This is a genomic window from Amycolatopsis sp. NPDC114478 (assembly GCF_055633805.1).
This window is the reverse complement of the sequence record NZ_JBVKDO010000043.1, coordinates 19,991-40,911: the sequence shown is the minus strand read 5'-3', so window position 1 is coordinate 40,911 and position 20,921 is coordinate 19,991. Positions and strand designations below refer to the sequence as shown.

22 protein-coding genes and 1 rRNA gene are annotated in these 20,921 nt (G+C 71.8%); 8 read left to right on the top strand and 15 right to left on the bottom strand.

The features are described from left to right. A 5S ribosomal RNA gene (rrf, locus tag ACZ7OH_RS50790) occupies positions 1-92 on the top strand; the annotation flags it as partial. A gap of 753 nt (positions 93-845) precedes the next feature. On the opposite strand, the gene ACZ7OH_RS50785 is transcribed toward rrf, so the two are convergent. Together ACZ7OH_RS50785 and ACZ7OH_RS50780 are read right to left on the bottom strand one after the other, a co-directional pair. After that, positions 846-2,057, bottom strand: coding sequence for a L,D-transpeptidase (locus ACZ7OH_RS50785; protein ID WP_470287534.1), 1,212 nt, complete (start codon positions 2,055-2,057; stop codon positions 846-848). A gap of 104 nt (positions 2,058-2,161) precedes the next feature. Then, entirely contained in the window at positions 2,162-3,031 is an 870-nt protein-coding gene (locus ACZ7OH_RS50780; protein WP_470287533.1) for a patatin-like phospholipase family protein, read from the bottom strand. Positions 3,032-3,101: 70 nt separating this feature from the next. Between ACZ7OH_RS50780 and ACZ7OH_RS50775 the strand changes: the two genes are divergently transcribed. Beyond that, positions 3,102-4,043 carry a LysR family transcriptional regulator gene (locus ACZ7OH_RS50775; protein WP_470287532.1) on the top strand — a complete coding sequence of 314 codons (942 nt, stop codon included), beginning with the start codon at positions 3,102-3,104 and terminating at the stop codon, positions 4,041-4,043. 69 nt (positions 4,044-4,112) lie between these two features. Beyond that, complete coding sequence (locus tag ACZ7OH_RS50770; protein ID WP_470287531.1) at positions 4,113-4,856, top strand: hypothetical protein; 744 nt, start codon at positions 4,113-4,115, stop codon at positions 4,854-4,856. Between the two features lie 120 nt (positions 4,857-4,976). Here ACZ7OH_RS50770 and ACZ7OH_RS50765 read toward each other — a convergent pair whose 3' ends face one another. Genes ACZ7OH_RS50765 through ACZ7OH_RS50750 form a run of 4 tightly spaced genes read right to left on the bottom strand, consistent with a single transcriptional unit; the run spans position 4,977 to position 8,175 of the window. Continuing rightward, the gene (locus ACZ7OH_RS50765; RefSeq protein ID WP_470287530.1) at positions 4,977-5,624 is read right to left on the bottom strand and encodes a DedA family protein; all 648 of its coding nucleotides are present in this window, start codon (positions 5,622-5,624) and stop codon (positions 4,977-4,979) included. Between the two features lie 45 nt (positions 5,625-5,669). Continuing rightward, positions 5,670-6,671, bottom strand: coding sequence for a lipoyl synthase (lipA, locus tag ACZ7OH_RS50760; protein WP_470287529.1), 1,002 nt, complete (start codon positions 6,669-6,671; stop codon positions 5,670-5,672). Positions 6,672-6,696: 25 nt separating this feature from the next. After that, entirely contained in the window at positions 6,697-7,635 is a 939-nt protein-coding gene (locus tag ACZ7OH_RS50755; protein ID WP_470287528.1) for an oxidoreductase, read from the bottom strand. A gap of 18 nt (positions 7,636-7,653) precedes the next feature. Further along, complete coding sequence (locus ACZ7OH_RS50750) at positions 7,654-8,175, bottom strand: hypothetical protein (RefSeq protein WP_470287527.1); 522 nt, start codon at positions 8,173-8,175, stop codon at positions 7,654-7,656. A gap of 131 nt (positions 8,176-8,306) precedes the next feature. Here ACZ7OH_RS50750 and ACZ7OH_RS50745 point away from each other — a divergent pair, with 131 nt between their 5' ends. Beyond that, positions 8,307-8,918 carry a TetR/AcrR family transcriptional regulator gene (locus tag ACZ7OH_RS50745; protein WP_155541882.1) on the top strand — a complete coding sequence of 204 codons (612 nt, stop codon included), beginning with the start codon at positions 8,307-8,309 and terminating at the stop codon, positions 8,916-8,918. A 5-nt stretch (positions 8,919-8,923) separates the two neighbouring features. Next, the gene (locus ACZ7OH_RS50740; RefSeq protein WP_470287526.1) at positions 8,924-9,859 is read left to right on the top strand and encodes an LLM class F420-dependent oxidoreductase; all 936 of its coding nucleotides are present in this window, start codon (positions 8,924-8,926) and stop codon (positions 9,857-9,859) included. Positions 9,860-9,899: 40 nt separating this feature from the next. On the opposite strand, the gene lipB is transcribed toward ACZ7OH_RS50740, so the two are convergent. The 5 genes from lipB to lpdA form a co-directional block, all read right to left on the bottom strand. Further along, complete coding sequence (lipB, locus tag ACZ7OH_RS50735; RefSeq protein WP_400888713.1) at positions 9,900-10,643, bottom strand: lipoyl(octanoyl) transferase LipB; 744 nt, start codon at positions 10,641-10,643, stop codon at positions 9,900-9,902. After that, on the bottom strand, positions 10,640-11,263 hold the full coding sequence (locus ACZ7OH_RS50730; RefSeq protein WP_470287525.1) for a phosphatase PAP2 family protein: 624 nt from the start codon (positions 11,261-11,263) through the stop codon (positions 10,640-10,642). Before ACZ7OH_RS50730 ends, lipB begins: the two co-directional genes overlap by 4 nt. Continuing rightward, positions 11,260-12,132, bottom strand: a complete 873-nt coding sequence (locus ACZ7OH_RS50725) for a TIGR01777 family oxidoreductase (protein WP_470287524.1) — start codon at positions 12,130-12,132, stop codon at positions 11,260-11,262. The genes ACZ7OH_RS50730 and ACZ7OH_RS50725 overlap by 4 nt, the downstream gene beginning before the upstream one ends. A gap of 94 nt (positions 12,133-12,226) precedes the next feature. Then, on the bottom strand, positions 12,227-14,005 hold the full coding sequence (gene sucB, locus ACZ7OH_RS50720; RefSeq protein WP_470287523.1) for a 2-oxoglutarate dehydrogenase, E2 component, dihydrolipoamide succinyltransferase: 1,779 nt from the start codon (positions 14,003-14,005) through the stop codon (positions 12,227-12,229). A gap of 55 nt (positions 14,006-14,060) precedes the next feature. Then, a complete protein-coding gene (lpdA, locus tag ACZ7OH_RS50715; protein WP_470287522.1) occupies positions 14,061-15,434 on the bottom strand; it encodes a dihydrolipoyl dehydrogenase in 1,374 nt (457 codons plus the stop codon). Positions 15,435-15,616: 182 nt separating this feature from the next. Here lpdA and ACZ7OH_RS50710 point away from each other — a divergent pair, with 182 nt between their 5' ends. Beyond that, the gene (locus tag ACZ7OH_RS50710) at positions 15,617-15,961 is read left to right on the top strand and encodes an oxidoreductase (RefSeq protein WP_400888727.1); all 345 of its coding nucleotides are present in this window, start codon (positions 15,617-15,619) and stop codon (positions 15,959-15,961) included. Here the strand turns inward: ACZ7OH_RS50710 and ACZ7OH_RS50705 are convergent. From ACZ7OH_RS50705 to ACZ7OH_RS50695, 3 genes are all read right to left on the bottom strand, one after another. Further along, positions 15,958-16,410 carry a GNAT family N-acetyltransferase gene (locus ACZ7OH_RS50705; protein WP_470287521.1) on the bottom strand — a complete coding sequence of 151 codons (453 nt, stop codon included), beginning with the start codon at positions 16,408-16,410 and terminating at the stop codon, positions 15,958-15,960. The genes ACZ7OH_RS50710 and ACZ7OH_RS50705 overlap by 4 nt on opposite strands. A 10-nt stretch (positions 16,411-16,420) precedes the next feature. After that, a complete protein-coding gene (locus tag ACZ7OH_RS50700; protein WP_470287520.1) occupies positions 16,421-17,386 on the bottom strand; it encodes an SMI1/KNR4 family protein in 966 nt (321 codons plus the stop codon). Positions 17,387-17,521: 135 nt separating this feature from the next. Beyond that, positions 17,522-19,021, bottom strand: a complete 1,500-nt coding sequence (locus tag ACZ7OH_RS50695; RefSeq protein ID WP_470287519.1) for a leucyl aminopeptidase — start codon at positions 19,019-19,021, stop codon at positions 17,522-17,524. A gap of 110 nt (positions 19,022-19,131) precedes the next feature. Between ACZ7OH_RS50695 and ACZ7OH_RS50690 the strand changes: the two genes are divergently transcribed. After that, a complete protein-coding gene (locus ACZ7OH_RS50690) occupies positions 19,132-19,980 on the top strand; it encodes a hypothetical protein (protein WP_470287518.1) in 849 nt (282 codons plus the stop codon). After that, complete coding sequence (locus ACZ7OH_RS50685; RefSeq protein WP_470287517.1) at positions 19,973-20,623, top strand: DUF402 domain-containing protein; 651 nt, start codon at positions 19,973-19,975, stop codon at positions 20,621-20,623. The genes ACZ7OH_RS50690 and ACZ7OH_RS50685 overlap by 8 nt, the downstream gene beginning before the upstream one ends. On the opposite strand, the gene ACZ7OH_RS50680 is transcribed toward ACZ7OH_RS50685, so the two are convergent. Beyond that, positions 20,580-20,882, bottom strand: coding sequence for a hypothetical protein (locus tag ACZ7OH_RS50680; RefSeq protein ID WP_470287516.1), 303 nt, complete (start codon positions 20,880-20,882; stop codon positions 20,580-20,582). The genes ACZ7OH_RS50685 and ACZ7OH_RS50680 overlap by 44 nt on opposite strands. Positions 20,883-20,921 lie beyond the last annotated feature (39 nt).

Below are 20,921 nucleotides of genomic sequence, written 5' to 3'. Positions count from 1 at the left end.
CGCCCGGTCCCATTCCGAACCCGGAAGCTAAGCCTGACAGCGCCGATGGTACTGCAACCGAAGGGTTGTGGGAGAGTAGGACACCGCCGAACTTTCTTTGGGGAAGGGCCTGGGCCCGGTTGAGACGCGAGTCTTCCGGCCCAGGCCCTTTTTCATGCCTACGGCCAACTTCCCGCCGGCACGAACGGTCGCGCGAAGCCGGCGGGCCTCGATGGCGCCACCGATCGGAACTCCAGTCGCAGTGACCGGTCCGTTCGCTGTGCACCTGGCCTTACATCAGGGCCGCCAGACTGAGGCGCCACCGGCGCGAGCGGACCGTTCGCGCCGTGGCAAGCCGAAGGGAAACCGGCCGTGCGAAGGCCGCTGGCCCGCCGGCAGCCAACGGCCGACCCGCCTCGGCGCAGTGCGAGCGACTCGCCTCGATGCAGTGGAGCGACTCGCCTCGGGCGCAGTGTGAGCGACTCGCGTCGGCGCAGTGCGAAGTGATCCGCTTCGGCGCGGTGCAAGCGACTCGCGTCGGCGCAGTACGGAGCGACCCGCTTGGGCACGAGTGCAAGCGACCCGCGTCGGCGCAGTGCGGAGAGCCTCGCCTCGGCGAGAGCGAGCGGCCCACCCCTACCGCGCACGCCCGGCACCAAGAGCGGCCCGCAGCGCGAACGGAACCGTTCGCGCTCACCTCGCCCGCGCGAACGCCCCACTCACTCCCCGCGCCAGGGCGAATGGACCGTTCGTGCCCACCTCGCCCGCGAGCGGTCCACTCACTCCCCACTCCAGGCACGAAAAAGGGCCGGAGCTCCAACCGAGCCCCGGCCCTCCCGCCGACCAAACGACCAACCAGCCAGCGGCTACTTCACCGCCGACCCGGCCTGCCAATCAGCCCAAGACTTCGTCCAGTCGCCGTACAGGTCCCACACCGGCAGCTGCGGCCCGCCCGAGTTGGTCACCTCCACGACGTCCCCCAGGCCCATGTTCTGGAAGAACCACTGGGCATTCGCCCCGTTGAGGTTGATGCAGCCGTGGGACACGTTCGAACTTCCCTGCTGCCCCACGCTGTTCGGGTTCTCGTGGACGAACTCGCCGTCGTTGGAGATCCGCTCCGACCACTTCTCGTTGGACCGGTACGCCTTCGGGTCCGGTGGGCAGACCCCGTACGTGCACGAGTCCATCGTGTAGTTGGCCTGCTTGTCCGAAATGACGTGCGCGCCCAGGTGGGTGGGCGTCGCGTCCTTGCCCATCGAGATCGGCATCGACTTGACCATCGCGCCGTTGTGGAAGATCTGCATCTGCTCGGTGTTCCCGTCCGCCTTCGCGATCCAGGAGTCGTGGACCTTGTACGTCTCCGTGCGGTCCTCCGCGCCGAACACCCCGCCGCCGAAGTCGACGCCGTAGATCTTCGCCGTCACCTTCAGCGTCGTGCCGGCCTTCCAGTACTCCTTCGGCCGGTAGTGGACGTTCGAGTCGTCGATCCAGTACCAGCTGCCCTCCTGCTTCGGCGTCGACTCGACCGTCAGGGCCTTCTCCACCGCCGCCTTGTTCTTGACGGCGATCTTGCCGAAGCTGAACACGATCGGCTGGCCGACGCCGACGCCCGTGCTCGCCACCGCGGACGGCGCCGGGATCAGGTTGGCGTTCGCCTGCTTCTTCGGCGCGATCGTGCTGATCTGGTTGTCCTGCTCGACCGCCTTGCCGTCGGCGCCCTGGGCGTGCGCGACGATCTTGTACGTCGCGCCGTAGCCGAGCGGCTCGGTCGAGGTCCAGCTGGCTCCGTCGGCCGCGAGGTTGCCGCCGACCTTCGTCCCCTTCGCGGTGTTGGTCACCGTGACGTCGAGGAGCTTCCCGTTGGCCACCTTGACGACGATGGGGGTCGCCGGGTTCACTCCCGCGCCGCCCGCGGGTTCGAACGACACGGCGACCGGGTTCGCCGCCGCCGACGCGGAACCGGACACGGGCGCCCCGCCGCCGGGTGAGCCGCCGTCGTCACCGGACGAGCAAGCGGAAGCCAGCAGTGCTCCGGCGAGGATTCCGGCCACCGAAAGTAAAATCTTCTTGGGGGGCATATTATCTCTTTTTGGGAATTGGGGTCGGCGGGCATTCGTCGTTCAAAACTACGCGATAGCGATGACGTTCTTCCCGGCGGATCGGTGCATCGGCGTGACGCGAATCACGTGACGACGAGGCCTGGAGCCCCGTACAGTCCCGGCCCGCTCACCGAGATCCCGTCGAGGAACTCGCGGGCGGCCGAGTACGCCTCATCCGCCAGTGCTTCGGTGTGCCCGAAATCGAGCGGGTTCACACGTACCGGTGCCGGCCCCGGCAGGTACACCACCGGCACCGAGCCCGCCGCCACCGGCGCTTCCAGCACCGCCTGGTTCCGCATGCTGATCATCGCGGTGAACATCATCACCTCGGCGAACGTCCGCGGCGCCTCCGGCAGCTTCCCCGGGAACGCGCAGTCGAGCACCACCAGCGACTTCGCGCCCATCGCCAGCGCTTGGCGCATCGGCACGTTCGCGACGAGCCCGCCGTCGTACAGCAACCGCCCGTCGTGCTCCACCGGCGGGAAGATCCCCGGGATCGCGCAGCTGGCCAGCAGCGGCTCGAGCAGCCGCCCGGACCGGATCAGCAGCGGCTCGGCCGTGTCGACCTGCGTCGTGACGACGCCGAGCGGCAGCGCCAGGTCCTCGAACCGGGTGCCGGCGCCGAGGTGGTCGGCGATGATCCCGGTCAGGCCGCTGTTGGGGAACAGGTGCGTCTTGCTCTGCGTCAGCGTCCGGACGCGGCTCAGCACGCCGCCGGGGAACGCCTCGGCGCGCGTCATGTGCGCCCAGATGTCGTGCAGGCGCGGCAACGGGTCGCCGCCAGGTAGGGCGAGCACCGCCGCGTTGAGCGAGCCGACCGACGTGCCCGTCACCAGATCGGGTGACAGCCCGGCCTCGGCGAGCGCGCGCAGCATGCCGACCTGCATGGCGCCGAGGCTGCCGCCCCCGCCGAGGACGAACCCGATCGGCCGGGGAAGATCCGCGAGACTCATACCGCCGAATGTAGTAAGCCCGACTTTCGCAGGTCGTGCGGGTCGTGAAGACGGCGTTAGCCTGCTGGGCGTGGCCGAGCTGGAGCTGCGCCATCTCAGGGCCGTCCGCGCCGTCGCGGACGGCGGCAGCGTGAGCCGTGCCGCGACCGTCCTGGGCGTCAGCCAGCCCGCGCTCACCGCGCAGCTCAAGCGGATCGAGCGGATCCTCGGCGGCGACCTGTTCGTGCGCGGGCCCAGCGGCGTCCGCCCGACGGAGCTCGGCCGGTTCGTGCTCGCCCGCGCCGACGCGCTGCTGTCGGACATGCAGGCGCTCGTCGCTTCCGCGCGGCGCCACGGCGAAAGCGGGCCGGAGACGCTGCGGATCGGGTACGTGCCGCTGCTCATCATCGGCCGGTTCATCGAGGAGCTGGGGGAGCGGGAGCTCGACGTCCAGACGTACGCAGAACCGGCGTCGCTGACGCTGCTGAAGCTGCTCTCGACCGGCCGGGTCGACGTCGCGCTGCTCGAACGGTTCGACGGCACCGAAGCACACCACTTCGCCGGCCTGACCGTCCGGACGCTGGCCACCGAGCCGATCTTCGTCGGCATCGCCGAGGGACACCCGGCGATCCGCGACGGCGTCGTCGACCTCGCCGACCTGGCCGGCTGCGACTGGATCCTCCCGCCCCCGCACGAAAACTGCGTGCGCGTGCGGTTCCTGCAGGCGTGCGCGGCGGCCGGGTTCAGCCCGCGCGTGCGGCACTTCACGTCGGAGGCGGGCACCGCGGGGACGCTCATCGCGCAGGGCGCGGTCTGCCTCGCGCAGGCGGCGTCGGCGCCACCGCCGGGGCTGGTCGCGCTGCCCCTGCGCGGCGACCCGCTGTGGACGACGCTGCTGTTCGCGACGCGCGAGGACGACGCGCGGACGCCGACCACCGACGAGGTGTTCCGGTGCGCGAAAGCCGCGCACACCGCGTCGCGGCAACGGAATCCGCACTTCGCGCGGTGGTGCGGGCTCGCGCCCGCTCGATAGGCGGCACAACGCCGGTGTTGTCCCCGCTGGGATTACGAGTCCCCACCTGTTGCCGACGAGGAGCAACGAATGCACTTCAGACGAGCAATGGCGCGCTGGGCCGCGAGCGGCCTGACCATCGCGCGGTTCCTCGGCTACGGCACGAGCGTCAGCCAGAACACCTTCTGCGACTACTCGCGCGGCTACCAGGTGCTCGGGCTGCGGCCGGGCACGGTGACCGGCGCGCTCAGCCTGGCGTCGGTGCAGACGGAGATCGGCGCGCGCCGCCCGATCGAGACGGGCATCTACTGGACCGCCGGCGGCGGCCAGGCTTCGGCTGCGTCTTCGCCCGCCGATGACGTCGTCGCGGCGGTCCGGGCGGCGCAGCCCCAGCTTTCGGCGTTCTACGGCCAGCTCGACCGGCGGGCGGGCGTGGCGCGCGCCGGGACGCCGGGTGCGGCGCCGGCGACGTTCGCGTACTACGCGGTGCGGACGGCCGCCTCGACGTGCCGTCAGGCGACGGTGTGGGTGGCGCGCGCGGCGGACGGCTGGACCGCGACCACCTTCACGACGGGCACCGAGGAGCTGACGTACCCGGCGCAGGCGGGCGGTGACCTGGTGTTCACCGAGCCGCAGGTCAACGCGTGGTACCGGGTGCGCGGCGGCCGCGTGCCGGCGCTCAACGACCCGGGTCGGCGAGTGCGTGCCGGTGGCGGCGTACCAGCGGCTGGTGCACGGGCTGTACGGCGACAAGCTGCCCGGCTCGGCTTACCGGGCGCAGGGCAAGCTCGGTGGCTACGACTTGGCCGCGGCGCCGGTTTCGGCGCCGGGTAAGGGAACCTGGCCGCTCGTCGCCGGTGGGGCGCTGCCGGCGCTCGGCTGGGCCACCGGCAAGGCGGCGCGCGCCCGCCGTCGACGCCGGGAGGGTGCGGCCCGGGTCGCACCCTCAGGGAGTCACGGGACTCGCTCGGGTTCGCGGTCCGAAGCCGCCGATACCTTCCGCTTCTTCAAGCGCAGCAAGAAGAACACCGCTACCGCGGCGAGCACGCCCACCACGATCAAGCCGCCCGTGTTCAGCGCGCCTTCGATCCGCTTCGCCGCCTCGCCCAACGCCGCGCCGATGCTGATGTGGACCAGTGACCAGCAGAACGCGCCCGCCGCCGCGGCGGGCAGGAACCTGCGGAACGGCAGCCCCGAGGTGCCCGCCGCCGCCGGGGTCAGCGTGCGGATCACCGGCAGGAACCGGGCGAAGAACACCGCCCACGCGCCCCGGCGTTCCAGCACCGACGTCGCCTTGTCCCAGGCGTCGAGGCCGTACTTGCGGATCAGCTTCGTCTCGCGCAGCCGTGGCCCGAAACGGCGGCCGATCGCGTAGCCGAGCGCGTCGCCCGCGGTCGCGCAGAGCGTCACGACCAGCCAGAGCACCACGAACCGGGCGACGGTGTTCGCCGTCGTCGCGGCGATCAGCAGGCCGGATTCGCCCGGCGCCAGGAAACCCAGCCCGATCGTGCACTCGGCGAACACCAGGCCGCCGGTCGCCGCGACGAGGCCCGGTTCCGGGAGTCCTTGCAACCAGCTGAGGAGGTCCGAAACCAGGGCCATGCCACCCACTTTACCGATCCTTTAAGGACCATGGGGTGACGTGCGTCACCGCGCCAGCAGCGACGCCGCTTCCTGCGCGGCCGGGCCTTCGGCGGCCAGGTGGGCCAGGTTCTCCGGGAGGACTTCGCCGCGGTGCGCCTTGGTCTGGGCGTAGAGCCGTCCCGCGCGGTAGGACGACCGCACCAACGGACCCGCCATCACACCCGCGAAACCCATCGCCTCCGCAGCCTTCGAATGCTCGACGAACTCCTCCGGCTTCACCCACCGATCCACCGGATGATGCCGAGCAGAAGGACGCAAATACTGCGTGATCGTCAAGATCTCACACCCCGCGTCGACCAGATCCTGCATCGCCGGAGCCACCTCATCCGGCGTCTCACCCATCCCCAGGATCAGGTTCGACTTCGTCACCAACCCGGCCTCACGCGCCTTCGTGATGACCTCCAGCGACCGCGCGTACCGGAAACCAGGACGGATCCGCTTGAAGATCCGCGGCACCGTCTCCACGTTGTGGGCAAGGACCTCCGGCCGCGACCCGAACACCTCAGCCAGCTGCGCCGGATCCGCGTTGAAGTCCGGGATCAGCAACTCAACACCCGTGCCGGGGTTCAGCGCGTGGATCTGCCGGACCGTCTCGGCATACAGCCAAGCGCCGCCATCCTCAAGGTCATCACGGGCCACGCCGGTGACCGTCGAATACCGCAACCCCATCGCCTGCACGGACTCCGCCACCTTCCGCGGCTCAGTCCGATCCAGAGCGGCGGGCTTACCGGTGTCGATCTGACAGAAGTCACACCGCCGCGTGCATTGGTCCCCACCGATCAAGAACGTGGCTTCGCGGTCTTCCCAGCACTCGTAGATGTTGGGACACCCGGCCTCTTCGCACACCGTGTGCAGACCCTCGCGACGCACGAGACCTTTGAGTTCGGTGAACTCCGGTCCCATCCGCACCCGCGTCTTGATCCACGACGGCTTCTTCTCGATCGGCGTCTCACTGTTGCGAACCTCGAGACGCAGCAGCTTCCGGCCTTCAGGCGCAGCACTCACGTCCCCAACCGTACGCCCGTCCGGGCTACGCGGGGTCGGGGGTGACGCCGGTCAAGCCCGCCGTCAGCTCCCACAGTGCCGACCCCAGCGACTCGCTGCGCGCCGCGGCCACCGTCGGCACGCGAGCCGGGTATCCGCGCAGGTTGCCGAGGCCGCGGGGGCCGAAGTAGCTGCCGCCTTCGACGCCGTCCGCCGTCGCCGCGTACAGCTGCGGGAGGGCGCCGACGCGGGTGTTCTGGGCGAACAGCAGCTCGCCGGCGCGGTGGCCGCCGGCGATCAGCGAGCGCACCACCGGGTTCGAATACGAGCGAGCCATGCCGCTGCCGAGACCCGTCGCGGTGTAGCCCGGGTGAGCGGCGACGCTGATCACGTCGGAGCCGGCCGCGCGCAGGCGGCGGTCCAGCTCGAGCGCGAACACCTGGTCGGCGAGCTTCGACTGCCCGTACGCGGCGGCCGCGTTGTAGCGGCGGTGGTCGCCGTTCGGGTCGTCGAGGTGGATGCGGGCGCCGACGGCGGCCAGGCTCGACAGCGTGACGACCCGGCCGCGCAGGGCGGGCATCAGCAGCCACGTCAGCGCCGCGTGGCCGAGGTAGTTGGTGCCGAACTGCAGCTCGAAGCCGTCGGCGGTGCGGCCGCGGGCGGTCGCCATCACACCGGCGTTGTTGACCAGGATGTCCAGGGCGTCACCGGTCAGCTCCCGGGTCGACGCGGCGGCCGCGCGCACCGAGGCGAGCTCGCTCAGGTCCAGTGGGATGAGCTCGGGCTCGGCGCCCGCGGCGGCCGTCTTGACGATGTCCAGTGCCTTCGCCCCGCGTTCGGCGGAGCGGCAGGCGAGGAGCACGCGAGCCCCCTTGCTCGCGAGCACCTCGGCGGTGCGCAGCCCGAGCCCCGAGTTCGCCCCGGTGACCAGCACGGTCCGGCCGGTCTGGTCGGGGATGTCGGCGTCGGTCCAGCGCTCCGTCATGCGCTCACTAAACCCTGTTCACGCCGAGGGCGCGAGCAGACGCCGCAGGTGTCCCATGACGGGACGGCGGCGGGCGGGCTCTTCACGGCTCGTGCGCAGCAGCGCCTCGAGCGCGTAACCCACCTTGGCGATCTCTTCACCCGGCTCGCGCGGGTCGGCCAGTCCGGCCGTGACGGCGAGCATCCGCAGCTCGCCTTCGTGCATGCGGCGCAGCGACGCGTGCCGCTCGTAAGCCCCGTCGAGCACCGCGCGCAGCGTCTCGTGCTCGTCGACGGCGGAGCGCCACGCACGCGTGACGGCGTCGACGTGGTCGCCGAGGCCGTCGGCGTCGTCCGGGTCGGTGACCTCGGCGCGCAGGCGGCCGCTCAGCGTCCGCGTCCACTGGTACTGCAGCGCCAGCAGGACGTTCTCCTCGGTGCCGAAGTGCTCTTCGGCGCCGGGGACCTCCTCCAGCGGCAGCGGCGCGGCCGGGTTGCGGCCCGCCAGGCGGACGGTGGCTTCGAGGATTTCCTGGCGTCGGTAGAAGTCTGTCCAGCTCATGGTGTGGCTCCCCTTCCGTGGCCCGGGTCATACCGCGGGTCTGCGGCATACTCCCGGTACGGACCTGACGACGCGAACATACCATGAGTACGGAGAGATCCTCCGGGCGTAAGGTTGTGAAGGTGGCGACAATGAGGTCCAGACGACTCGACTACTCCGAGTCGACGCGGTCGGCGCTGGTCGACAGCGCGGTGGAACTGTTCACGAAACGCGGTTACGCGGGTACCTCGCTGGACGAGATCGCCAAACGCGCCCGCGTCACGAAAGGCGCGCTGTACCACCACTTCAGCGGCAAGCAGGCGCTCTTCGAAGCCGCGTTCGACCAGGTCGAAAGCCTCGTCTACGACCGCCTGGACAAGATCATGACCGGCGAGGGCTCCCCGTGGGAACGCGCCCTCGGCGGCCTCAACGCGTTCATCCGCGCCTGCCTCGACCCCGCTTACCAGCGGATCGCCATCCACGAGGCGCCGGTCGTCATGGGCTGGGAACGCTGGCGCGAAGCCGAGGAGCGGTGCAGCTTCGGGCTCGTGCGGTCCGGCCTGCAGTCGCTGATCGACGCGGGCGAGGTCGAACCCGTGCCGGTCGAGGTGACCGCGCGGCTGCTGTTCGGCGCGCTGTCGAGCGCGGCAACCGAAATCGCCAGTTCGCCGGACCCGAAGAAGGTCGGCGCCGAGATCGAGGACGTCATCGTCCGCATGCTGGTACGGCTGCGGCGCACGGAGCCCGACGTCTCTATAGGCTGACTTTCGTGGACTTGAGGATCTTCACCGAGCCCCAGCAGGGGGCCAGCTACGACGACCTGCTGCGCGTCGCCAAGGCGACCGAAGCCGCCGGCTACGACGCCTTCTTCCGCAGCGACCACTACCTGAAGATGGGCGCGGCCGACGGCCTGCCCGGCCCGACCGACGCCTGGATCACCCTCGCCGGCCTGGCTCGCGAGACCAGCCGGATCCGGCTCGGCACGCTCGTCACCGCGGCGACGTTCCGGCACCCGGGCCCGCTGGCCATCTCGGTCGCCCAGGTCGACCAGATGTCCGGCGGCCGCGTCGAGTTCGGCCTCGGCTCCGGCTGGTACGACGCCGAGCACGAGGCGTACGGCCTCACGCTGCCGCCGCTGAAGGAGCGCTTCGACCGCTACGCCGAACAGCTCGAGATCATCACCGGGCTGTGGAAGACGCCGGTCGGCTCGACGTTCTCGTTCAAGGGCGAGTACTACTCGCTGTCGGACTCGCCGGCCCTGCCGAAGCCCGCCCAGTCGCCGGCGCCGCCGGTGATCGTCGGCGGCCAGGGCAAGAAGCGCACCCCGCAGCTGGCGGCCAGGTTCGCGGACGAGTTCAACCTGCCGTTCGTCGACGCCGAGGCGGCGGCCGCGCAGTTCGCGCGCGTCGACGCAGCGGCCGCGGAGATCGGCCGCGACCCCAAGGAGATCCTGCGGTCGGTGGCGCTGACCATCGCCGTCGGCCGCTCCGAAGATGAGGTCGCGCGCCGGGCGTCGGCGGTCGGCCGCGATGTCACCGAGCTGCGGGCGAACGGCCTGGCCGGGACGCCCGCCGAGGTCGTCCACCGGATCGGGCAGTGGCGGGAGAAGACCGGGATCACCCGGATCTACCTGCAGCTGCTGGACCTGTCGGACCTGGACCAGATCGAACTGGTCGCTTCCGAGGTCGCGCCGCAGCTGGACTGAACGCGGACCGGGCGCCTCCCGCGGGAGGCGCCCGTTTCCGTCAGTTCTGCAGGGCGAAGGTGACGCCCGCCGCCTTCGGGGCCTCCGGGCGCGGGAGCCAGCGGTCCTCGCTCACCGGGAGCTCGCCTTCCAGCGCCGCCAAAACCGCGTCGCGGGCCAAGGGCAAGACCGCTTCCACGCTCACGTCCCGCTGCAGCTCGTACGACAGCGACGTCACGCCCGCGTCGCGGATGCCGCACGGCACGATCGTGTCGAACGCCGACAGGTCCGCGTTGCAGTTCAGCTCGAAGCCGTGCATCGTCACGCCGCGCTGGACGCGGATGCCGATCGCCGCGATCTTGCGCTCGATGCCGCGGTCGTCGGCCGGGATCCAGACGCCGCTGCGGCCCTCCACCCGGCCGCTGTGCACGCCCAGCTGGTCGCACACGTGGATCAGCGCTTCCTCCAGCCGCCGCACGTAGTGGACGACGTCGATCGGGTCGCCGAGCTTCACGATCGGGTAGCCGACCAGCTGGCCCGGGCCGTGCCAGGTGATCTTGCCGCCGCGGTCGACGTCGATCACCGGGGTGCCGTCGGCCGGGCGGTCGGCCGGCTCGGTGCGCTTGCCCGCGGTGTACACCGACGGGTGCTGCAGCAGGAACATCGTGTCCGGCGCGGTGCCGTCGGCGCGCTCGGTGAGCCGGGTCCGCTGGAGCTCCCAGGCTTCGGTGTAGTCGATCGTGCCGAGCTCCCGGACGTCGACGGGCTCGGTGCTGGCGCGGCAAGTGGTGCGGGAAGAACTCACTCGTCGAGGCTACGCCCGTCACCCGGGGGAAGCAGCCGCAAGGCGCACGCTGAGAGCAGCCCGACACCGGTCACCGCGAGCACTGCGCCGATCGTGTCGGTGACCCAGTGCACGCCGAGCACGACGCGGCAGGCGGCGGACAGCACGACGGCGACCGCGACGGCTGCCGCCACCCGGCGGACCACCCGCGGCCACACCCACGCGCACAGCAGGAGCAGCACGAACCCGGTGCTCGCCACCGACACCACGTGCCCGCTCGGGTAGCTCAGGTCCGGGTAGTCGCGCGGGCGCTCCCGCAGGAAGATCGGCTTGAACACCAGGCTCGTCAGCCGGCACAGCAGCAGCACCACGGCGAGCCGCACGCACAACCCGAAGTGCTGCCGGCGGCGCAGCGCCAGCGCCAGCAGCGCGGCTCCCAGGACGAAGGGGAGCACCGGCCCGAGGACGTCGCTGCCGATCTGCGCGACCCGGCCCAGTGGCTCCGCGTACACGCCGCGCAGCGCGTTCGCGACTTCGACGTCGAGGGTCAGCGGCTGCCGCGCCACGCTCAGCCCGAGCAGGACGAACGCGGCGAAGAACACTCCGCCGACGACCAGCCAGCGCTGCAGCGGGACGCTCATGCCGCTGCCAGCGCGCGGTCGAGCGTCGGGTGCCGGAACGCGTAGCCGGACCGTTCCAGCGCGGCCGGGACGGCCCGCTGCCCGAACAACGCCATCTCTTCGCCGGCCTGGCCGAGCACGGCCTTGAGCGCGACGCCCGGCACCCACCACGGCGCCGGGCGGTGCAGCGCGCGGCCGACCGCGCGGGTGAACTCGGCGTTGGTCACCGGCTCCGGCCCGGTCAGGTTCACCGGCCCGGACAGGTCGTTCGCCAGGACGTGGGCGATGGCGCCGACCTCGTCGTCGAGGGAGATCCACGGCATGTACTGGCGGCCGTCGCCGAGCCGCCCGCCCAGGCCCAGCCGGAAGAGCGGCCGCAGCGTGCCGTAGAGGCCGCCCTTCGCCGAAAGCACCAGCCCGGTCCGGATGTGCACGACCCGCGCGTCACCCGCCGGCGCCGTCGCGGCTTCCCAGGCTTCGCAGAGTTCGGCGAGGAACCCGCGCCCGCGCGGAGCCGATTCGTCCACTGTGGACTCGTGGGTGTGGCCGTAGTAGCCGACGGCGGAAGCGTTGACCAGCACGCCGACCCCGTGTTCGGCGACGGCTTCGGCGAGCACCTCGGTCGGCTCGACCCGGCTGTCGGTGAGCTGCTGCTTGCGCATCGCGCTCCACCGCCCGGGGAACAACGGCTTCCCGCCCAGGTTCACGACGGCGTCCACGCCCTCGAACGCGCCGTCGGCGATGGTCCCCGACGGCGGGTCCCAGCGGAATTCCCCGCCACCGCGCGCTTCCCGGCGCACCAGACGGCGGACTTCGTGCCCGTCGCCCAGCAGGCGCTCGCCCAGCGCCGACCCGATCAAGCCGCTCGCTCCGGCGATGAGTACTCGCATGCTCCGATCGTTGCGCATCCGCTGCGCGACCGCACTCCCGGACACGGCGAAGGCCGCCACGGAAAGTCCGTGGCGGCCTTCGTCAGTGGTGCCTTCAGAGGCCGAGTTCGCCCTCGAAGTTGCCCTCTTCCAGGCGCTGCTTGATCGTCGTCAGGAAGCGGCCCGCGTCGGCCCCGTCCACCAGGCGGTGGTCGTAGGTCAGCGGCAGGTACGCCATCGACCGGACGGCGATCGTGTCGTTGCCGTCGGCGTCCGCGACCACGACCGGGCGCTTGACGACCGCGCCGGTGCCGAGGATGCCCGACTGCGGCTGCACGATGATCGGCGTGTCGAACAGCGCGCCGACGCTGCCGATGTTCGTGATCGAGAACGTGCCGCCCGACAGCTCGTCCGGCTTGATCTGGCCCGAGCGCGCGCGGCCCGCCAGGTCGGCGATCCGGTGCGCGAGACCGGCCAGGCTCAGCTCGCCCGCGTCGTGGATCACGACCGAGAGCAGCCCGCGCTCGGTGTCCACCGCGATGCCCAGGTGCACGGCGCCGTGGTAGGTGATCTCCTTCGTGTCCTCGTTGTAGGACGCGTTGACGTTCGGGTGCTGCTTGAGCGCCTCGACCGTGGCCTTCGCGAAGAACGGCAGGAACGTCAGGTTGACGCCCTCGCGCTCCTTGAAGGCCGCCTTCGCGCGCTGGCGCAGCTTGGCGATCTTCGTGACGTCGACCTCCTGGACCTGCGTGAGCTGCGCGGCGATCTGCAGCGACTCGCGGGTCTTGGTGGCCGTGATCTGGCGGATCCGGCTGGCCTTCTGGACCGTGCCGCGCAGCGCGGCGAGCTCCGGCGACACCGGGGCCGCGGGACGCGCGGCCGGCGCCGACGGGGCGGCAGCGGCGGCCGGAGCGGCAGCGGCGGGAGCCGGGGCAGCCGCCTTCTGCTTCTCCTCGGCCGCGGCCAGGACGTCCTGCTTGCGGATCCGGCCGCCGACGCCGCTGCCGGACAGCGACGCGAGGTCGATGCCGTGCTCGGTCGCCAGCTTGCGGACCAGCGGCGTGACGTACGGGCCGTCCGCCGAACCGTCCTTCGCCGCGGCGGCCGGGGCCGCCTCGGCCGCCTTCGCCGCGGGCGCGGCCTGCGGCTCGGGCTTCGGTTCCGGCTTGGGCTCGGGCTTGGACTCCTGAACCGGCTCGGGCTTCGGCTCCGGCTTGGGTTCCGGCTTCGGCTCGGGCTTCGACTCGGCCTTCGGCGCCGCGTTCGCGTCACCGATGACCGCCAGGACGCCGCCGACCTCGACGGTCTCGTCCTCGCCCGCGCGGATCTCCAGCACCGTGCCGGCGACCGGCGACGGCACCTCGGTGTCGACCTTGTCGGTGGAGATCTCGAGCAGCGGCTCGTCGACCTCGACCGAGTCGCCGACCGCCTTCAGCCAGCGCGTGACGGTGCCTTCGGTGACGCTCTCGCCCAGCTCGGGCAGCTTCACCTCGGTGCCTTCGCCACCGGCGGCCGGCGCGGTGTCCGGCTTGCTCGGCGCGCTGTCGGCGACCTGCGGCTCGGACTGCGCCGGCTCGGACGGCTGCTCGGGCTCGGGCTCCGGCTCGGACTTCTGCTCTTCCTGCGCGGGGGCGGAGGACTCGGGCGCGCCGCCGGAACCGTCGTCGATCACGGCCAGCTCGGCGCCGACCTCGACCGTCTCGTCCTCGGCGGCGCTGATCTTCACGACCGTGCCCGCGACGGGAGAGGGGACCTCGGTGTCGACCTTGTCGGTCGAGATCTCGAGCAACGGCTCGTCGACCTCGACGGTGTCGCCCTCCTGCTTAAGCCACCGGGTGACGGTGCCTTCGGTGACGCTCTCCCCGAGCTCCGGCAATGTGACGGAGTAGGCCATCGTTCGCTGACTCCTCTTCCAAGTTCTGCGTGGTCTGGATTCTGCTGGTGGGACGTCAGCTGTGCACGTGCAGCGGCTTCCCCGCGAGGGCGAGGAACGCTTCACCGAGGGCCTCGGTCTGGGTGGGGTGGGCGTGGATGAGCGGCGCGACGTCCTCGGGGAACGCCTCCCAGCTGTAGATCAGCTGCGCTTCGCCGATCAGCTCGCCGACGCGGTCGCCGACCATGTGGACGCCCACGACCGGGCCGTCCGGGGCCTTGACCAGCTTGACCCCGCCGGAGGTCTTGAGGATCTGGCTCTTGCCGTTGCCGCCGAGGTCGTAGGTGAACGTCGTGACGTCGGCGCCGTACTTGTCCTTCGCCTGCGACTCGGTCAGCCCGACCGACGCGACCTCCGGGTGCGAGTAGGTGACCCGCGGGATGCCGCTCTCGTCGATGACGCGCGGGTTCTGCCCGGCGATCTCCTCGGCGACGAAGATGCCCTGCTGGAAGCCGCGGTGCGCGAGCTGCAGGCCCGGGACGATGTCGCCGACGGCGTAGACGTTCGGCAGGTTCGTGCGCAGCCGCTCGTCGGTGAGGACGAAGCCGCGCTCGATCTTGACGCCGGCCTCCTCGTAGCCGTGGCCCGCCGAGTTCGGCCCGCGGCCGACGGCGACCAGCAGCAGGTCGGCCTCGATCGTCTCGCCGGACTCCAGCGAGACGCTCACGCCGTTCTCGTCCTGCTTCGCGCCGGTGAACTTCACGCCGGTCTTGAAGGCGATCTTGCGGCGGCGGAAGGCGCGCTCGAGCTGCTTGGACGCGAACTCGTCCTCGTTCGGGACCAGCCGCGGCAGCGCCTCGACGATGGTGACGTCGACGCCGAAGGAGGCCCAGACGCTGGCGAACTCGACGCCGATCACACCGCCACCGAGCACCACGACCTTCTTGGGGACGTAGTCCAGGGCGAGGGCCTGCTCGCTGGCGATGACGCGCCCGCCCAGCTCCAGGCCGGGCAGCGTGCGCGAGTACGAACCGGTGGCGAGGATGACGTTCTTGCCGGTGTAGCGGGTGCCGTCCACCTCGACGGTCGTGCCGCCGACGAACGTGCCGCTGCCCTCGACCAGGTTCACCTTGTGCGCCTTGGCCAGGCCCTGCAGGCCCTTGTACAGCCGGGCGACGATGCCGTCCTTGTACTTGTTGACCCCGGCGATGTCGATGCCTTCGAAGGCGGCCTTGACGCCGACGGCTTCGGCGTCGCGGGTCTCGTCGGCGACCTCGGCGGCGTGGAGCAGGGCCTTGGTCGGGATGCAGCCCCGGTGGAGGCAGGTCCCGCCCAGCTTGTCCTTCTCGATCAGCGTGACGGAAAGGCCCAGCTCGGCCGCGCGGAAAGCCGCGGCGTAGCCGCCCGATCCGCCTCCCAGGATCACGAGGTCGGCGGAGGTGTCGGTCACTTGTATAACTCCTCGGCAAGCAGTGGGGTGGTGCTCTGTCGCCGCGTCCGCCCGGTATAACCGCGCGCGCGACATCCGCCATCTTGTCACTACGCCGGACGGGGCTGCGACCTAGCCGGGTGTGCGACGCCGACCACACGTGGACATCGGGATAATGAGTGGGGTAGGTCTCGGGAGGAGAGGTGGTCGTGGTGGGGCTCTTCGACTCGCTGCGCAGGCGGGCCAAGGGTGGTCAACGGGCCGGTACGCTGCGGAAAGCCAATTCCGAGGACACCCGGCACCTGGAGGAGTGGGTGGCCTCCCGCCGGGGTGTCGAGGCCTTCGTCGAACCGAAGACGAACGTCACCGAGACCACTGTGGTGTTGATCGCCCACGACGGCGAGTGGACCCGGCGCCGCATCGGCAGCCTGGAGGCCGCCCAGCAGTTCGGCCACCGCCGGTCGATCCCGGTCTACGAGGTCGCGCGGGTCGGCTACCCGAAGCGGATGCGGGAGTACACCGAGCGCAAGAAGCGCGGCCAGGTCTAGAGCTCGATCCGGCCGACGACCTCGCCGTTGAAGGTCTGGCCGGTCGGTTTGAAGCCAAGCTTGAGGTAGAACTCCTCCGGCCCGCCCTCGGCCGGGATCCAGAGCACCGTTGCGCTCGTGTTGGCCCGCCGGCGGGCCTCCTCCAGGACCGTCTCCACGGCGAACCGGCCGTAGCCGCGGCCCTGCACGCCCGCGCCGACGTTGAGCCGCCAGATCCCGCAGCGGAAGAAGTCCAGCTCGGCACCCGGGTCGAAGGCACCCATCACGAACGCGACCGGCTCGCCGTCGTCCAGGACCAGCCGTGGCCAGGCGACCGCGGGCTGCGTGTACGCCTCGGCCAGCGAAACCGCGACCGGCGCGACGAACTTCCGCTGGTGCGGCTCGACGGCCAGCTGGCACGCGGCGGCGACGTTGGCCGGGGTGATCGTCTCCGCGCTGAGGGTGGTCACCGGGCCCAACCTAGCCTGCCTGGGCGAGCAGTGCGGCGTGCTTGACCAGCGCCGCGCGGAACGACGGGTGGACCGTCGTGCCGAGCACCGGGTCCACCTCGACCACGTGCCCCGTCGACAGCAGCAGCACCGCCGGTTCGGAAAGCACCACGACGCCGCCTTCGACGCGCAACTCCGCCGTGCCCAGTAGCCGGGGGAAGACCACGTCGGCGGGCAGGCCGTCGCAGGTGCGGAGGAACTCGCGGTGGTCGGGTGGCAGTTCGACGCCCAGCCGCAGCTCGGCCGACCGGATCGCCGCCTCCGACGCCGGGGGCGGCGCGGTTCCGGTCTCGCGCAGCCGCATGATCGAGGCGATCAGCTCCGGCCAGGTCCCGAGGTCCGGCGGGTACCGCTCGTGCAGCGCCGCGACCAGCGCACCCGCGCACGCCGGCGCCCAGTCGCGCAGGCCGAGCGGGTCCGCGCCCGCCACCAGCGCCGGGGCCAGCGCCCGCGTCGCCGCCAGCGACGCGACGTCCGGCCGCGGCCCGGCCAGCTCGGCCCACCGGGCGAGGTCACCGTCGGCGAGGGCGCCGCGGACGCGATCCGGGCGCGTGGGCGCGACGTGCTTGACCACCTCCGCGACCGGACCCGGCGGGAGCACACCCTCCAGATCGGACACCGGACGGCGCAGCGACACCGCGTGCGCGCGCTCCTCGGCGTCGAGGTCCAGCGGGGACAACCCCTCGGCCCACGCCGGACGTCCACCCCGTGCCTCGAACAGCATCGCCCACGCGCGGGCCCGCACCGGGTCGGGCGCCAACGCCGTCACCGGGCGTTCCGCGCGGGCCAGCCACTGCTCGACCAGCCGGTCGGCCTCGTCGAGCGCGCCGGTGACGGCGAGCAGCAAGGCGGCGTACCCGACCTGGTCGTCCACAGTGGACGAAGCGGCGGTCAGGACGTCCCTGACCGCCGCTTCGAGGTATTCGCCGGGCTCCACTCGGCGACCCTAACCGAGGGCCTGCTTCGTCCCCGGGTGGACCTTCGCCGGCTCCGCCTGCTTGTCGAAGATCAGCCTGGTGATCACACCGAAGGGGGCTCCCGCCGCGGCGGGAGCCCCCTTCGGAAAAGCGCGTCAGCCGTTGGCGGCGATGTCCGCCAGGACCGCGGCGATCGTCCGCACCGGGACGCCCGTGCCGCCCTTGCCGGTGTAGCCCCACGGCGAACCGGTGTTGAACGAGGGGCCCGCGATGTCGATGTGGACCCAGTCGAGGCCGTCGGCGACGAACTCGCGCAGGAAGATGCCGGCGGCGAGCATGCCGCCCCAGCGGTGGCCCGTCACGTTGGCCAGGTCGGCCAGGCGCGAGTCGAGGTCGGCGCGCAGCTCCTCCGGCAGCGGCATCGCCCAGCCGTTCTCGCCGGTCGCCTGCATGATCGCGGCGACGCGGTCGCGGAAGTCGTCCGAGCCCATGACGCCGGCGGTGCGGTTGCCGAGCGCGACGACCTGGGCGCCGGTCAGCGTCGAGGTCTCGATCAGGTAGTCCGGGTTCTCCTCGGCCGCGCGGACCATCGCGTCGACCAGGACGAGCCGGCCTTCGGCGTCGGTGTTGAGGACCTCGACGGTCTTGCCGCCGTACATCGTCAGCACGTCACCCGGGCGGTACGACGTCCCGGACGGCAGGTTCTCCGCCAGCGGGATGTGCGCGACGACCTCGAGCGGGTACTTCAGCTTGGCGGCCAGGACGACCGAGGCGAGCACGCCGGCCGCGCCGGACATGTCCGAGGTCATGTGGTCCATGTTCGCGGCGGGCTTGAGCGAGATGCCGCCCGAGTCGAACGTGATGCCCTTGCCGACGAGGGCGACCTTCTTGGCGGCCTTGGCCGGCTTGTAGCCGATGCGCACCAGGCGCGGCTGGCGGGACGAGCCGCCGCCGACGCCGAGGATGCCGCCGAAACCCTTGCGCTTCAACGCCTTCTCGTCGAGGACCTCGAACTCGAGGCCGTTGTCCTCGGCCAGCTTCTTCGCGCGGTCGGCGAAGGAGGCCGGGTAGAGGTCGTTCGGCGGGGTGTTGATCAGGTCGCGGGCGGTGAGGACGGCCTCGGCGATGCTGGTCGCGGCCTTCAGCGTCGCCTTGTGCTCGCGGGCGGTGCCGTCGGCCGGGCTCGCGAAGTCGACCTTCGCGACGGGTGCGTCACCCTTCTCCGAGCGGTAGGCGGTGAAGACGTAGGAGCCGAGGACGGTGCCCTCGACGGCGGCCTGCAGGTCGAGTTCCGACAGCGTCACGAACGCGCGGTCGGTGCCGGCCAGCGCGCGGCCGGCGGCACCGGCGGCGCGGCGGACCTGCTCGGGGGTGACCCCGTCGCCGGCCTTGCCCAGGCCGACGGCCAGGACGACGCCGGCCGCCAGCTTGCCCAGCGTCGGGATCTTGACGACCTCTTCGGCCTTGCCGCTCGCGCCGAGGGTGGCGAGCAGGCCGGCGAGCCGGCCGTCGAAGGCGGCGTCGACGGCGGCGGCGCCGTCGGCGAGAAGCGGGCCGTCCTCGCCGGCCAGGGTGCCGATGACGACCACGTCGGCGCGCGTCTTGGCCAGTGCCTCCCCGGTGTTGTCGGACAGGGCGAGCTTAGGCACGGTCACTTCTGGCTCCTCGCGCGTTCGCGGTGGTACCGGGCGCCGGCCCGGTCGGGATCGTGAGCCATGCTAATGACGACGGAAGCAGGGGTGAACAGAGGGCGAGGAGGGGCCGCGTGCGGCTGGGCGGTGGGCTGCTGGTGGCGCTGGCGGCCGGAGCGGCGGGCGCGGGCTGGTGGCTGCTCGCCGGGCTGGTGCTCGCGGCGATCGCCGCGGGCGTGTCGGCGCGGGTGCCGGAACCGGCGGATGCCCTGGTGGACCGGGTCGTCGTGGCCGTGGCGCGGCTGGCGGAGGTGACGGTCTACGCGGTCGCGTTCGGCGCTTACGTCTTCCCCTCGCACCGCGAGGCAGTGGCCGCGGCGTTCGTCGTCGTGGTCACCGGCGTGGGGTTCACCGGGTTCGAGATCCCGACGATCGTCGTACGGATCGCCGGCGCGCTCCTGCTGCTGTCGGGTCTCGTGCTCGTCGCGTTGTGCGTCGCCGTGACACCGGTGGCGACGGCGGGCGGCGGTCCGCAGCCGCCCGACTTCGCGGGCGTGCTGGTCGCCGCGGTGGTCTTCCTCCCGTTCCTGCGGCCGGGTCGGCGGGAGAACGCCGGCCGGCGCGTCCTGCTGCTCGGCGCGGTCGCGGTGCTCGTCGCCTTCGCCGCGCTCTACCAGCTCGGCCCGGTCCGGCTCGGGCTTTCCCCGACGTCGCTGCGGGATCTGCTGTCCGCTGCCGACGCCGACGCGCTGCAGCCGCTGCTCACCGCCGTCGCCGTGGTCGCGACCGTGGTGCCCGCGCTCGCCGCCGGCGGCGACGTCCGGACGCGGACCGGGACGCCCGGGCTCGTGGCCCGCCTCGCCGCCGTGCTCGCCGCGTACCTGCTGCCGGTGTGGCCGGTCCTCGTCGCCGCCGGCCTGGCGACCGTGATCGAGCTGCTACTGGGCGTACGCGCGCGCAGGTACAGTGGGTCGCGTGAGTGATCGACGCTGGCGGCCGGGGGAGACCGTGGTCGAGCGGTTCCACCGCCCCGACGGCTCGATCGGCCAGGTCCACCCGCTGCGCGTCCTCGACGACGACGGCCGCGTGCTGCGCGCGTGGCTCCCGGCGGGCACGCCCATCATCGGCAGCCGGCTCGCCGACGGCCGCCTGATGCGGGACGCCCCGCTGGACCAGCGGTTCCGCATCCCGCGGGTGCCGGTGCCGGACTTCTGGCACGGTGCGTCGACGCTGCGCCGGATCCCCGAAGACGAGTGGTCGTCGGTCTGGTGGTTCTTCGACCTCGAAGGCCGGTTCAAGAACTGGTACGTCAACCTCGAAATCCCGCTGGGCCGCACCGCCGGCGCGGTCGACCGGATCGACGGCGTGCTCGACGTCGTCGTCGAGCGCGACGGCACGTGGCGCTGGGACGACGAGGACGAGGCCGAGGCCGCCATCGAGGTCGGGCGCCTGACGCTCGAGCAGTTCGACCGGCTGCGCGCGGAAGGTGAGCGGATCGGCGCGCTGGCCGACCGCGGCGCCTACCCGTTCGACGGGACGGACACCGACTTCCGCCCGGACGAGGGCTGGCCGGCGCCCGAGCTCAGCCCGCGGTCAGGAGAAGGATCAGCGCCAGCACCGCGTTGACGACCGCGAGGATGACGACCGACTTCGTCGGGATCACCGCCGGGAACACCTTCTTGCCGTGGACGCTCCGCCACCACACGACGCCGAAGACGCCGGCGACGAGGCCGAGGAAGCCGCCGAAGCCGCTGCTGAGGACGGCCCAGCCGACCATGCCGAGCAGGCCGACGCCGAAGGTCAGCAGCACCGCGGTGACGAACGTCTTGACGTCGGCCCCGCCGGTCTTGGGCCGGGGCACCGGCTCCGTGGAGTGGTAGGTCACGGTGTCATCCTAGAGCCGTCACGCTCCGGGCGCGGGGGA